The following is a 14,014-nucleotide window of genomic DNA, read 5'->3' on the forward strand; positions in this document are numbered from 1 at the left end:
CATAGAAAGATAGGTTGGCGCGTGCTCAAAAACCGTAGATTGTAAAGCCGCCGTCTACGGCCAGGCACTGTCCGGTTATATAAGAAGCGGCAGGCATACAGAGAAAGACGATAGGGGCGGCAACTTCTTCCGGCTCTGCGATTCGGCGCATCGGTGTCCTGTCCAGGATTTCTTTCAGGTATTTTTCATCTTTCAACAAACCTTCAACCAAAGGGGTTTTTGTATACCATGGGGCAACCGCATTGACGCGGATGTTGTCCGGCGCCCATTCCACCGCCAGGTTGCGCGTCAGCTGCAATAGCGCCGCCTTGCTCATGGCATAAGGCGCGCCCGTGCGCAAAGAGGTCAATCCCGCGACGGACAAGACATTGACGACTGCCGCCGCGCCGCTTTTCTTAAGCAGCGGATAAGCCAACCGGCACATTTCAAAGGCGGAATGCAGATTGGTCGACAGCACTTTGTCATACTCATCGTCGGTGTATTCGATCACCTTTTTGCGGATATTGGTGCCGACATTGTTGACAAGGATGTCGAGTCGATCCCATATCGCCCCCAGAGCTTCGATAAGGGCATGCCGGTCGGCTTTGTTGGTCAAATCTCCGGCTTCGCCGTAGGCGCTGAATCCTTTTCTCTGCCACTGCTCCAGACGTTGACCGAGCAATTCACGATCCCGAGCAATGATAAAAACCTCTCCCCCAAGCCCGAGAATCTCTTCGACGACGGCATAGCCGATTCCGCGCGTTCCGCCGGTGACAAGGGCTTTGCGCCCCTCTAACGACCATTTTTCGGACGACCGGATTGTCATTCGTTATTTACTGAAAATCAAACTCGAATTCGGGGCGGCCGAACGCATTTCGCCAACCTAATTCCAGCGAATTGCCCTTGGGCATCCAATGCAGAATGATCGAATTCCAAAAACGATGTAAGTCGATAGGTGAGGTAACGGCAAATCCGCCCTCGCCAAGATTGATGTCATCGTGCTTACGGCCGTTCACATAGACGAGTATCCTTCCGCCGCCGCGAAGCGATAGAAATGTCGGCTGCAATGCCGAATCTTTTGCATCGGCGTCCTCTTTTCTGACGCGCGGCCGGCCGGGATCGATTTGGAAATAAATGAGGACATCGCGGTAGGCGTCGTCCAACTTGAGCCGACCTTTTTCCACCGGTACTTCAGCCCAAATAAACGCCGAACTCAAACCATCGTTCGGCAGACGATACTCAGCAGGCCATCGATATTTGAAAACATTTTTCAACAATGATGAGTCCGGGTTGAAAAGACAATGCAGCCGCTGCGGACGACCTTCGCTCATTTTGGCGCCGATCAAGGTCATTTCGCCTTCGAAAATCGACTTATTGAAACGAACGCCGAGATTAGAAAGCAGATAGGTCCAAAACCGATGGGAATGATGATACCCAACAATAAATGGAACCTGACAGAGCAGGAATTCTCCTTTACCGACATTTATTCTCATGAGTCCGGCAGCGTGTTTGCGGGGGCCGTTCCATAAAAGATGGGTCATAACCGGCATTCTCGACTGCTCATGATTAGCGCCCAGAGTGAAAAACTCGCGCCAGGCCGAGGCATATTCGTTTACCAAAAGCTCATCGGCACCCGTACAGCGCAGCAGCCTGTTGGTCATCGGCATGTTCCGCAAAGTAGAAGAAGAATATTGCCCGCGATCGAGCCAATAGGTTTCCTGATGACTGATGCCCTCGAGGAGCATGTCATCTCCCCAGCGGACCAAATTGTAGACCGTGTCTATTTCCACCAGCTGAAGATCGATGTCAAGAACCTTGCGAAGAGTAGCGGCGCATGCAGGATCGACATCAGAAACGAGAACGGTTGCCCCCTTCAAGGCTGCTTTTTTCAATTGTCGGCAAATTTGCGAATCAGCTGCCGTCTTGCCCGAGAGCAAAAAGATGTCCGCCGAGAGGGTGTCTGCTGTAATGACTCCCAATTTTTCCGCCAATGGCAGTTCTCCTACAACGGTGCATCGATGTTCCTCGCGCGGACTGTAATCAGCCAAATAGCGCAGCATGGCGTAGAGCAGCTTGAGCGCCGCAGGATGTTCATCCAGCTTGTCCGTTACCCGCAACTGACAGGCGAGCAAAACGCCGTTGCCGAGGCGCGTCTCAAAGAGCGGCGTCCAGAATAAACCGCCGCCGCCGAAATCGCCGTAGGCTGAATGGAGGAACACCGTCACTTCGCCGATTTCAGGTTTTCGGTAAGGCTTGACCACCACCCAGGAATCGGAATCGCGCTTACCGTAGGGATCATCGCCCCAATAGGCGAAATCATCCGCTTCCATTTCGGCCAACAGGTTGCTCCATCCGCCGCGCATATGCGCCCGTTCCGTGGGCCGATTTTCCAACGGCACTTGCGGAAAGAGCGAATGCGACTGTTCCAAAAGGATGACCCTGCCTCCGCGTTGAAGAAAAGCAGCCACATCGAGATGATCGGTGCTGTTCGGACGCACGGCATCTTTTTCGATCAGCAAAATGCGCGTCAATTTCGGATCGGCTTCAGCAAGAGACTTGAGCCGCACCGCCGCCAGTTGATGACGGCGAATAAAGCCGTTCATGGAGCCGTCGCCGTATACCGCGATCATCGGCAGATCAATTTCGGCCGTCTTGGAACTTTGCGGCATGACGCTGATTTTTCTTTGGCAGGAATCGAATACGCGCGCCTTGTTGTAAAATCGTGAATCGATGGTAATCGTTTGCAGTGATATGACTGCCGGTGGGGGTATTTCCAGCTCGAACTTTTTGGTATAGCCGTTATCGAGAGTCAGAGGCCAGGAGCGTTTCCAATAACTCTTGCCGCGCAGAGAGGCGGTTACTTCAAATGTCCCGGTAACCGGCCCGCCGGTATCATTAATCAATGTGACCGTATGCCGGATCATCTGGTCGCTGTAGACTTGGGTACGTTTTTCCCGCACGACCAGTGCAAATGGTCGAAATGCATGCCGCATAATTTCGAAACTCGGTCCGGGTTCGTAGCCGAGCGCATCAGCGTTCCACCAGGCGAATTCGCTGCCGTACGGGGCGCTGCGCAGCGGTTTGAGCCCCGGCGCCGTCAAATCCGGCCAATAAAAGCGCCGCTCTTTTTCCCATGGCCGCCAATTATCCAATCCGGAAAGATTCCATGGGAAAAAGCAGGCGACCTCGTTGGCGCGCGCTTGTTCGGCGAGATCGGCGCATTCCAGGGCAACGGCTTTGTGACACTCTTCAAAAGACGAAAAGACCGTGTCGTCACCCCAAATCAGGTTGTCGATCGGCTGACCATAATGCCACTTGCCGACCTCGCCGACGTGCAACGGTTTGGAGCGATCCCACCAGTCCTCGCCGGTGCATTCGACGCCGTAATGGCGGGAAATCAGTAACTGCTCGCTTTCATCCCACAGCGAGCTGTCGCCGTCGTGATAGGCGATGCGCGTCGGATCGAGTTCATGATAAAGACGGCGCAGCCGCGGCATATTCTGAATGACCAGAGTCCGATTCCAACTCCATCGCACCTCATTGCCGACGCTCCATAAAATCACCGAGGGATGGTTCTTGTCGCGCGCAATGATTTCACGAACATGCTGCTCCGCATTCTTCCAAAGTTCCTCTTTGTCCAATGCCTGAGTGTGGGTAAAGAACCAGGCCGATTCGACGCATACCAAAATTCCCATCTCATCCGCCAGATCAAGCCAAAGGGAGGGATGCGGAAAGGTATGGGTGCGGATATAGTTCATGTTGCACGCCTTCAGCATCCGAAACCACTGACGAACATACTCAGGCCGAAAGCTGTCAAAGCTGCTTTTATGCCCCCACTCGCCGAAAAGGTGGATCGGGGAACCGTTCAGCATTATATGCCGGCCTTCGATCCACACCTCGCGGAAGCCGAAACGATCGATTCGTTCGTCCAGCGGTTGGTCGCGTTCCTGCAGACGACTGACGAGATGGTACAAATAGGGTGACTGCGGCGACCAAGGTCTATAAGATGACCACGATTGCACCACGACAATCTGACGTCGTTCACCCGGTTCGAGCTTGAGCGGTTCGGCGCCGAAACCCAGACAATCTCTATCCTTTTCTCTGACAATAAAAGCCGGTGTCACGGTGCGCGGTCGTTTAGAAGCATTTACGACCGTCAGAAGGACGGTCAGTTCATTGCGTCGAACCGAAGTTCGGATGGTGACGTCATCGATGTAACAGTCCGGCCGCCGTAAAAGAATGACGTCCTGCCAAATACCTGCCTGATGTTCCATTTGATCCGCGCCGGTAGGCGTAAAAGTCCTCTCGTTCTCATCTCGGCGATAGTCGGTGCAGTAGACATGCAGGACGTTTTCGCCGGTTTGAAGCAGTTCGGTGACGTCGTACTCTTTGGGAAGAATGCCGTTGAGGCTGATTCCGGCGGTCATGCCGTTAACGAACACCCAGGACTCGCGCAGAACCCCGCCGAAACGAAGAAAATAGCGGCTGTCTCTGCGAACATCATTGAGAAAAAACGTCCGTCGGTACCAGGCATTTTGGGTGCGGTTCCACTCTTCAGGGTAACCGTAACTATCGAAAAGCCGCCATTCAGCCCAGAAACACTGCGCCGGATTATCATCTCCAGGGTTTTTGTAACCCCGCGTCCATGAACCGGGAACCAGAATCGCTTCTTCCAGCCAGCCGTCCTGCGGAAGCGCCGTCGGACGATGCCAACCCAGACGTTTTTCGTCCAATACCGGATAGAAATCCCATAGTCCGTTAAGAGAAACCTCGGCCCGCAGACAGAAAGCATTAATAGTGTTGACATCTTTGCGTATGCGAATTTCCTGCGAGAAAAGCAGCGTCGGTAGTATCAATAACGCCGGATAAAATCGTCTCATGACCGCACCCTATTTGAAGAGGAGCGAAGAATTTCGTTCAAATATACGAGTTTTCGCTTCCCTTTGCAAAAGGTTGAAAAGTAAAAAAGTGAAACATCTGCCGCTTCAACAAGGCCTATCGTGCCCCTTGTTTTGTTAACGGTTCGTCTCTGCCTTAATATTTAGTCTCCTTCGATCGGAAAATCTTTTCACAAAAGGGTAAAACCAATCAGCAGATCGGCGAATTGATGCGGCATGGCGGGAAGAAAGACATAATGAAAGCGGCTTTTGATCGAAAACTGCAGCGTTTCGGAAACAAGAAAATTGAACGAAATGCCGGCAAAAGCCCCTACGGCCGAGGCGAGACTCTCGCTGACGGCTCTGACTTCGGTTCCCCAATATTCGACATATACCTGAGTGTTCGACATGGAGTAGAGCCCCAGTCCCATTTCATACCCGACACGGTAACGATACAGCAAATAGTCTTCAAATCCCTTAAAGGAAAGAAGCATGTTCCCGATGCCGATTGCCGTGCCTTGAATAGAAGAGCCTGCAGCTGAAATGCCTTTTGCGCGGGAGAATCGTACAATATCCATAGGCAGCCGCGAGTATCCGAAGGAAAGCCCCAATACCATGTCATTGCGCAATAAAAGGTCACCTTCGAGGTAAAAAGAAACGCCTCTGTTCCAAAATTCGCTGAAATCGAACGGCGCCAGGGGCTCAATACCGCCGCCGTATACCGAAAGTCCCCATAAAACGACGGGAGGAACCTCGGTTTTCCCACCTCTCACCTCCTGAGCCTTTACAGAATAAAAGGCGAAAAATATGCCTGATAAAAGCGCAAGTTTATGCATTATCTTGACGGTCATTCAACATCTCGATTCATGTTTTCAGCAGGAATCGTTGCCCTTTATGATCGATCCTGCTGTAGAGTGAAAGCCATACCTTCTCATGCTCCGTTGTTTTCCTTTTTCCTTATAGACAGCTCATTACATGTGGGAAATTAGTAAAAATAGCGCAAGAATCCAGAAATATTTACGGCATTGAAATCTTGACGGATAATGTGTAATTTGCCGAGACAAAAGAAGGATTCCGGAAAGTGTATCGGTTTAGTCGACAGGCGATGGGGACGATCATCGATCTCTATTTTGCCGATATTGATCAATCATACGCCGCTTCTGCAGCCGAGGAGGTTTTTCGCCTCATTGAACGGTTGGAACAGCTTTTAAGTCGATTCATCCCGACCAGCGATATCAGCCGAATCAACGCGCTGCCGATCGGCGGCTCGACGGTCGTGAGCCTGGAGACCTTTGAGTGCCTCAAGCAGTGCCGCGAGATCTATTACCGTTCCGGCGGCGTCTTTGACGTGACCATCGGCGCCTTGTATCGCATCTGGCTGAACGAGGACAAATCTTTGCGCAATCCTTCGGCGCGGGATATCGAAGAAGCAAAGCGCCGTGTCGGTTTTCAGCATCTGGTTTTGAACGAAGCTGATTTCAGCGTCACTATGGCCGGGGGACCGGTTGTCCTCGATTTGGGCGGCTTCGGCAAAGGTTATGCGCTCGATCTGGCTGCAGAGCTGCTGCAGGAGTGGGAGATTCCGTGCTACATGCTGAATGCCGGACAAAGTTCGTTGAGATTCGGCGATCCCCCTGCCGGCGAGCCGTGGCGGGTGACGCTGAGCGATCCTTTTAACGGCTATAGACCGTTTCGCGAACTCAGGCCTTATCGGATCGCGATTTCAGGGTCCGGGCTGCAGAAAGGCCGTCACATCATCGACCCGCGCTTTGCCAGGCCGGTCGAAAACCGTCGCGCTGCCTGGTCGTATCACCCTTCAGCCGCTTACGCCGACGGCTGGTCGACGGCTTTCATGATGCTCAATCTGCGCGAAATCCGCGCCGCCTGCCGCGAGAACAGCGGCCTCGGCGCGACGATTCTGTTCAGCGGTTATGAACCGCTTGAGGAACGTCTGTTCGATTTCGGCGAATTTTGGATCGAAGGGTAGACAGCCGGTCATGCTTACGCAACAGACGCTTCATATTGTTCATAGGTCACCCAAAAGATATGGGGTAAACGGAAAACTGTCGGCGGCTGCTCATAGAAAATATTTTCACCCAATTCCGCCGCTTCTGCTTCTGATTTACCTCAGACCGGCCATGATTCCGAACCATGTCGAAGCGCAGACTCTTTTCGGCATCGTCATTGATGCCGGTACCGGTCGGCCGCTGCCGCTTGTTCAGGTCTATCTTGCCGGAACCACACTCGGCGACGTAAGCGACAGCCTCGGAATGTACAAAATTGAAAACATTCCTCCCGGTCACTATACGCTCGTCGCCTCGCATATTGGCTATCAGCCGGTTCAACAGCATGTACGGATTCTCCAAAACCTCGAACAAACGCTGTTTCTTCAGCCGCGCGTCATTGACCTGCCGGAAGTCCAAATTGAGGGTCTGCGCGACCCCGAATGGCGCGAGCGGCTCCGTGAATTCGAGTCTGCTTTTTTGGGGGCTGCGGGACGTGAACACTGCCGGCTCCTGAATCCTCAAGTCCTGCGCTTGGAGCGCCGCGGCGACCGGCTTTTTGCCTATACAAACCAACCTTTGGAAATCGAAAACGCTTTTCTCGGTTATCGCGTCTCGGTCATCATCAAGTCGTTTGAGCATTACGGCGACCGTACCGCCTATCAAGTTTTACCCTTTTTCCAGGCTTTAAAAACTGATCAAAAAAGCCGAGAAACCTTTTGGCAGGAGAATCGACGCCGCGCCTATTACGGCTCATACCGACATTTTTTTCATGCCCTATTTTCCGACGCACTCGAAGCGGCCGGATTCGTTGTCGAACGGGTGGACGACCGTAGGCCGTTCAGTACCCCTTTGGAACGAATTTCATCTGCAGCTGCGAAAGGAAAGATCTACTCGGATACCGAATACCTCTTGTTTAAGAAAATTCATTTCCGAGATTATCTTCGCATTCGTCCCTTAAATAATTATGCCCAAACCTCCTACCTTGAGCTGCCGGTTGACACGTTGATCGTCGACTGGCAAGGAAACAGCTTGAGCGAGCCGGAAATTATACGGTCGGGATTTTGGGGCGAACAACGCTTTGCTGAAGAGCTGCCGTGGGATTATCTTCCCTGACTTTGTCGAAAGGGAGTCGACCGCAGCGCACGTCTGATGCGATAGAGTTCGCCAAGCACGCGAAAAGGCATTTTAGCGAGTTTGAGACGACTGTCAGGATCGGCTGTCCATTCGACCGGAAACTCGAGAATACGATAGCCTTTGCGCACGGCGCGCAGAATGATTTCGACGTCGAACTGGAAACCGTCGATGATCGACAGCGCATAGAGTTCCCGCGCCGCGTCGCCCAGATAGACTTTGAAACCGCATTGAGTGTCGGTCAAATGGCAGGGCACCTTCATGGTCACTTTGAGGAAACGGAGAAAGGCCTTTGAGATCAAGCGACGGATTTTGAGATGCGGACGGACGATGATGCTGTTCGGCAGGCGTCGAGAGCCGTGCGCCAACTCGCAGGCGCCGGCCTTTATCAGCGATAACCCGCGCAAGGCGTCTTCATACGGAATACAGAGACCGCTGTCGGCAAACATGACCCAGCGGCCCTGAGAGTGAAGCATACCGGTGCGGACCGCAAATCCCTTGCCTCGGTTCGGATGGTAGTGCAAAATGGTCAAACGGACGTTCGGCGGCAGTCCCTCCACGCGCGCTCTTTCGGCGCCGTCGTCGGTGCTGCCGTCGTCGACAACAATAATTTCTCCGGAAGAAAAATGTCGGCCTAGGAACTCCGCCGCCGCCCGCACGTCCGCGGCAATCTTGGTGCTTTCGTTATAGATGGGAATAACAATGCTGAAATCCACGACCGACCTCTGTTGTGACGGTGCAACATAAAAGTTTCACCGCAACAAAGCAAGAGAATGAAGGTAAAAATAAGTCACCGACGATCGGTAAGCGATTGTGTTTGATATTATAGGAAAAAGATAATAAATTGTTGTCGTTAAATATTATCACTGTTCTGCAAAGTTTGCGGCAGCAGAAAAACGATACTTCAACAAACAATCGGCGACATTTGCGACTGTAAAACAGAATTTTTGCGAACAGCCAATCCGTTACGTCAGCATCAAGAGTTTTCTTATTGAGTTATAGATTGTTAAGGAGCGGTCTGCTTCGGATTTAGAGACACAATTTGACTACAAACCAAGCGAAAATGAGGACTTGCCGCTGATCGTTGCCGCCGAAAACAGCCAAGCTCGTTCGATCGCGGTTGAAAGACGGCATGATGCTTCGGGTGCTTATAGCTTTTCATTATGACGAATTAAAGGTTCAGGTACTTCAACAAGGGATTTATCTTACAGTTGCAGTCTTGATCGTTGTTCCATGCCGCGCTCAATTTAGCCTGTAGAGTCAGCACGTGCAAATGGGGCGGTTGGGTGTTTGAGGAAAATATTCACAATTAAGGCGGGGAACTTTTGCTGACATCAAACAGGAGGAATCCATGAAGCTTTTCCTTCTCTCGGTAATTTGCTTCACCCTCGCTGCGCCGTTCGCCCATGGTCTTGATTATCAAGTTTCGTGGATCGGCAACACTTTTTCCGGAAAATCAAAGTGGGTTCAGGAAGACATTGCCGATATTTTTGTAACCGCCGACGGGCGCGTGTTTACCAATGTCTTTTGGGATGAAAACGGCGGCGAAGTCACCGAGTTTAAAAACGGAGATTTCATTCGCACAGCTCAAAACACGCACGGCTGGGGATATCATGGCGGAGATGCGATTACGGCCAATTCGAGGTACGTCTATTTCGGCTATTTCATTGAAAATGAAGGCGGCGGGCTGGTTGATCCGGTGAAATGGCCGCCCAAAGGCTATGATTGGTATGCTGTCGAGCGTCGATTCAAGTCAAACATCCAGCAGCCTGCTTTGTTCGAAGGCGGAAAAGGCGGTAAAAGCAAGGGCAGCTATTTATTGATTCACGAACTTCCCAATAACACAAAAGGCGCTCATATTTCCGGCCTGGCGGCGGATGATGCCCTGCTTTTCGTCAGCTGTCCTTACGATAACAAGATACGGGTATTTGACGCCCAGACTATGAAGCCGGTGGGCGAATGGTCGGTAGAGCGACCGGGAAAATTGGCGCTCGACGGCGAAGGCATGTTGTGGGCCGTCAGCGGCCATACCATCCGGCGCTTCAGCCGCGAAGGGGAAGCCTTACCGCAACAGATCGTCTTTGACCCGAAAGTCATGCCCTCCGACATAGCCGTAGATAAACAGAATCGACTGTTCGCATGCGATCAAGATCTGACTCATCAAATACACATCTTTGAAAACATCACGACCACGCCGACTTTCAGCAGGACTTTCGGCACGTTATACGGCGTTCTCGCCGGTCCGATCGTCGGGGAATTCGGTGATTTGCGCTTCAACCATCCCGTCGGGGTTGGTGTAGATGATGCGGGAAACATTTACGTAGCCTGCCGCGGTCCGTTGGGCGGCGGCGGGTCGGTTCTGGAATCATATAGAGGAGACGGCACTCTAAATTGGAGGTTGATGGGGTTGGAATTTGTCGATTGTGCAGCCGTCGATCCTGAGTCGGAAATCGATGTTTACACCAAAGAGGAGCACTTTGTGCTGGATTACAGCCGACCTGCAGGCAGTCAATGGACATACAAAGGCTATCTCATAAATAAAATCAAGTATCCGGATGATCCGCGTCTCCACGTTTGGTCGGCAGGTGCCAAAGTCCAGCGAATACAAGGCCGTCTTTTTCTGTTCGTCAACACCATGCACATGGAGTCGCTGATTCAATGCTATCGATTCAACCGCGAGACCGACGGCGAAACCGCCATTCCGTCCGTCTTTTTCGCGGCCCGTCCCTATACGGACAAGGGCAGTTGGCCGAATGGTCAACCGAAATTGGGCGAATACATTTGGCGGGATGCCGACGGAGACGGCGCCTTTGACCCAGACGAATATATTCAAAACCGCAAACTCAATGCGCCTGAAATCTGGGGATGGTCGGTTGATTCCGAGGGTACGGTTTGGCAGGCAACGCGCTACGACGGCATTCGGAAATTTCCGCTCCAGGGTTTCGATGAACACGGCAATCCAATTTGGACATACGAAAAAATGGAAATCATTAAAATGCCCCAGCCGCTCAATCGTCTGGAACGCGTCTATTATTTGCCGAAATTGGATGCCATGTTTTTGGTCGGCTATACGCGTGAGCATCCGCATCATGACGGGATGTGGAAGATCATGGGGCGCGAAATCGTGCGCTACGATCAGTGGAGCTTGGGCAACCGAATTCCCACCTGGCAGGTCGTGCCCGATTATCTTCAGGATGCTACAGGCAATTTGAAGCCTGCATCAGTTGCTATTACCGAGGAGTATTTATTCGTTTGCTATGTAATCGAAGAATTCGTCGATATATTCAGCACCGAAACGGGCGATTATGTCGGCCGTTTAAGCCACACACAAGCTTTAGGCGACTGCGGTTGGGTCGACATACCCGAGGGAATCGAGGCATTCAAGCGATCAAACGGCGAGTATCTCATATTTGTCGAAGAAGATTTGAAAGCAAAAGTAATCATGTATCAATGGCGGCCGCAGGTTGCGAACGTCGAAGTTTCATTGACACCGAAGGAATTTGCATTGTTGCCGGCCGTTCCCAATCCATTCAATCCGATGACGTCGATTACGGTAGTACTTGCCGAGGCAAGGAAAGTATCGGTGACGGTTTACAACCTGCTCGGCCAACCCGTCCGCACTTTGCTCAACAGCTATCGACAACCCGGCAGGTTTCAAGTTTTTTGGAACGGTACCGATGAAGCCGATCAACCGGTCGCAGGAGGTGTTTATCTTATCTGCTTAGAAGCCGGCGACCGGCGCGTTGTGCAAAAAGTGATTCTTCTCAAATAGAGAAATTCGTCTCGGCAGGTTTCATCACAAATATATTAGGGACATCCGTGAAAAGATTACCTTTCATAAGCTTTCCTAATTTTGAAAGGATATATAATGAACCGGCGTCAAGTAATTCTTTCTTTGGCAGCCGTTGCTGCCGGCGGAGTACTGTTTGCTGAAGCTCGAAAGGAAAGAAGGATTGCCGAAAAAAAAGCAGCGGCGGCAGCTCTACAGCCTGTTGGGCGATCTGCCGCCGCGCAATCGCCCCATCAAGGCAGAGGTCATTGCCGTCGAAAAACGGGAAAGTTATCACCTTGAAAAACTACGCCTCGATCTCAACGGCGAAGAGATTGTACCTGCCTATTTCATCAAACCGCTCGAAGCCAAAGGGGCGTTGCCCACGGTGCTCTTTAATCACTCCCATGGCGGCAAGTATTATCTTGGTAAAGACGAATTGCTGCTGGGCAACAGCTATATGGCTTCGCCGCCCTATGCCGAGGAGCTTACCCGTCTGGGTTATGCGGCGCTCGCGATCGATCATTGGCTTTTCGGCGAACGATCCGGCCGCGAAGAGATCGATCTGTTCAAAGAAACCCTCTGGCGAGGAGAAGTATTGTGGGGGAAAATGGTCTATGACAGCCTGCGCGCCATTGACTATTTACACACCCGCAAGGATGTCGACATCTCGCGTTTGGCCACCCTCGGCATGTCCATGGGCAGCACTATGGCCTGGTGGGTGGCTGCGCTCGACGAACGCATCAAGGTCTGTATCGATATCTGCTGCCTGACCGACTTTGACGCTCTCATTCAGCATCGCGGATTAAAAGGGCACGGCATTTATTATTACGTGCCGGGGTTGCTGAAACACTTTTCCACTTCCGACATTAATCGCCTGATTGTTCCCCGACCGCATTTGGCGCTGGCCGGCCGCAAAGATGAGTTGACTCCAATCGACGGCCTGGAGCGCATCGACCGCGATTTGAAGGAGGCCTACGCGCTCGCCGGGAAACCGCAAGCTTGGAAACTGGTCTTATCCGACGAAGGACACCTTGAAACACCGGAATTCCGGCAGGAGGTTATCGAGTTTTTGAAGGATAATTTTTAGGCAGTTATGCCGGTAAGACTATTTGCAATTAAATCGATAGAAACCTTTGAAATAATCTTCTATTTCCGCGTCGTCGATTTTCGGGTGATTTTTTACTGGATTTCAGGCGGAAATTATCGGCAGTCGGATCATTGTCGCCGATCTTCGGCAACATGCTCTTTGACAAATGCATTTCAACGAGCCTTTCCTCGGCTATTCGGCCTCATAAACGCACCTTTCGGGCGCTTTATGCCGCCGCGGGCGCAATGCCCCTCCGAACATTTTCAATCATGCATAAAAAGGTGAACTCGAGGTCGCTGCGCTTCAAATTGAGGTAACCAACCGCCCGCACCCGTACAGACGCTTGAAATGGGCGAACGGACGCTCCACCGAGCCGCGCACCCGACTCTTCTTCCCGTTCAGACGCTTCCGCTTCTCCGACAACGGACGGTTGCGGTATCCCTTGTCCAAAATGCCGCACCAAACACCCTTTTGTCGAGGGCTGCGTTTGCGCTCCGCCGACATGTACGCCTTGTCCCCGAACACCGAACGCTCGTCTCCGCTGATCAATTCGTCCGTCTTCTGCGAGTCGTGCACGTCCGCCGCCGTGAACGCCTTTCTGCGGATCACTCCCGAGCCCTCGTCCGCGCCGATATGAGCTTTGTAACCGTAATAGATGCGCCCGCCTTTTTGCGTGAATTGGACCTCGCCCTCCTCCTGCACCCGGCCGCGCACGCTCCTTTCCTTCTCCCCCGCTTTTCGCCGCGGCCGACGCGCGCTCGTCACAATCGTCGCATCAACCCATGTGCCGCGCTTGAGCACTACGCCGCGAGATTCAAGATCCACGTTGATGAGTTCGCACAATCGGTCGTAAAGACCGGCCTTGACCAGACGCCCGCACTTCGAATCCTTGAAAACAACCGAGCAAACTTCCAGTTTATCCCAATCGATGAATTCGTCTATTTTCTTGAGAAAGCTCGCCGCTGCGTGGTCTCTGCGTCTGTTGAGCATGCCCTCCATTAAAATCAGTTGTGTCATTGCGCGGCCGATCATTGGTTCTCATGTAGTCTTTGGGTAAATCAAGTTAACCGATGAAAGCGACTATTTCAACACTTTTCCCAATAAGGCGGACGATTAAATCAAAAGTTTCGTTAAGTAAAAATTTACTTGACATAGGCAATTT

The 14,014-nt window shown here is 52.0% G+C and carries 9 protein-coding genes; 4 read left to right on the forward strand and 5 right to left on the reverse strand.

Annotated elements, in window-relative coordinates; translation table 11 throughout:
• Window positions 1-25: 25 nt before the first annotated feature.
• The 3 genes from ONB24_09510 to ONB24_09520 all read right to left on the reverse strand — a co-directional run bounded on the left by ONB24_09510 (window position 26) and on the right by ONB24_09520 (window position 5,707).
• Entirely contained in the window at window positions 26-805 is a 780-nt protein-coding gene (locus tag ONB24_09510; protein ID MDZ7316345.1) for an SDR family oxidoreductase, read from the reverse strand.
• Window positions 806-812: 7 nt separating this feature from the next.
• On the reverse strand, window positions 813-4,859 hold the full coding sequence (locus ONB24_09515; protein ID MDZ7316346.1) for a hypothetical protein: 4,047 nt from the start codon (window positions 4,857-4,859) through the stop codon (window positions 813-815).
• Between the two features lie 188 nt (window positions 4,860-5,047).
• Entirely contained in the window at window positions 5,048-5,707 is a 660-nt protein-coding gene (locus ONB24_09520; GenBank protein MDZ7316347.1) for a hypothetical protein, read from the reverse strand.
• 230 nt (window positions 5,708-5,937) lie between these two features.
• Between ONB24_09520 and ONB24_09525 the strand changes: the two genes are divergently transcribed.
• Together ONB24_09525 and ONB24_09530 are read left to right on the forward strand one after the other, a co-directional pair.
• A complete protein-coding gene (locus ONB24_09525) occupies window positions 5,938-6,843 on the forward strand; it encodes an FAD:protein FMN transferase (GenBank protein ID MDZ7316348.1) in 906 nt (301 codons plus the stop codon).
• 10 nt (window positions 6,844-6,853) lie between these two features.
• Window positions 6,854-7,975, forward strand: a complete 1,122-nt coding sequence (locus tag ONB24_09530; protein ID MDZ7316349.1) for a carboxypeptidase-like regulatory domain-containing protein — start codon at window positions 6,854-6,856, stop codon at window positions 7,973-7,975.
• Here the strand turns inward: ONB24_09530 and ONB24_09535 are convergent.
• Entirely contained in the window at window positions 7,963-8,709 is a 747-nt protein-coding gene (locus tag ONB24_09535) for a glycosyltransferase (GenBank protein MDZ7316350.1), read from the reverse strand. The genes ONB24_09530 and ONB24_09535 overlap by 13 nt on opposite strands.
• Before the next feature lie 635 nt (window positions 8,710-9,344).
• Between ONB24_09535 and ONB24_09540 the strand changes: the two genes are divergently transcribed.
• Complete coding sequence (locus ONB24_09540) at window positions 9,345-11,765, forward strand: T9SS type A sorting domain-containing protein (GenBank protein ID MDZ7316351.1); 2,421 nt, start codon at window positions 9,345-9,347, stop codon at window positions 11,763-11,765.
• A 154-nt stretch (window positions 11,766-11,919) separates the two neighbouring features.
• Window positions 11,920-12,852: a dienelactone hydrolase family protein gene (locus ONB24_09545; GenBank protein MDZ7316352.1), complete on the forward strand. Its 933-nt coding sequence runs from the start codon at window positions 11,920-11,922 to the stop codon at window positions 12,850-12,852.
• Window positions 12,853-13,155: 303 nt separating this feature from the next.
• Here ONB24_09545 and ONB24_09550 read toward each other — a convergent pair whose 3' ends face one another.
• Window positions 13,156-13,842 (reverse strand): transposase, encoded by a 687-nt coding sequence (locus ONB24_09550; protein MDZ7316353.1) that lies wholly within the window; start codon window positions 13,840-13,842, stop codon window positions 13,156-13,158.
• Between the last annotated feature and the right edge of the window lie 172 nt (window positions 13,843-14,014).

The organism is candidate division KSB1 bacterium (genome assembly GCA_034505495.1).
Lineage (GTDB): Bacteria > Zhuqueibacterota > Zhuqueibacteria > Residuimicrobiales > Krinioviventaceae > Fontimicrobium_A.

Excerpts from the sequence above, each read along its gene's own strand:
- ONB24_09510 (MDZ7316345.1), bottom strand. The coding sequence starts at position 805 with ATGACAATCCGGTCGTCCGAAAAATGGTCGTTAGAGGGGCGCAAAGCC.
- ONB24_09515 (MDZ7316346.1), bottom strand. The coding sequence starts at position 4,859 with ATGAGACGATTTTATCCGGCGTTATTGATACTACCGACGCTGCTTTTC.
- ONB24_09520 (MDZ7316347.1), bottom strand. The coding sequence starts at position 5,707 with ATGACCGTCAAGATAATGCATAAACTTGCGCTTTTATCAGGCATATTT.
- ONB24_09530 (MDZ7316349.1), top strand. The coding sequence starts at position 6,854 with ATGCTTACGCAACAGACGCTTCATATTGTTCATAGGTCACCCAAAAGA.
- ONB24_09540 (MDZ7316351.1), top strand. The coding sequence starts at position 9,345 with ATGAAGCTTTTCCTTCTCTCGGTAATTTGCTTCACCCTCGCTGCGCCG.
- ONB24_09550 (MDZ7316353.1), bottom strand. The coding sequence starts at position 13,842 with ATGCTCAACAGACGCAGAGACCACGCAGCGGCGAGCTTTCTCAAGAAA.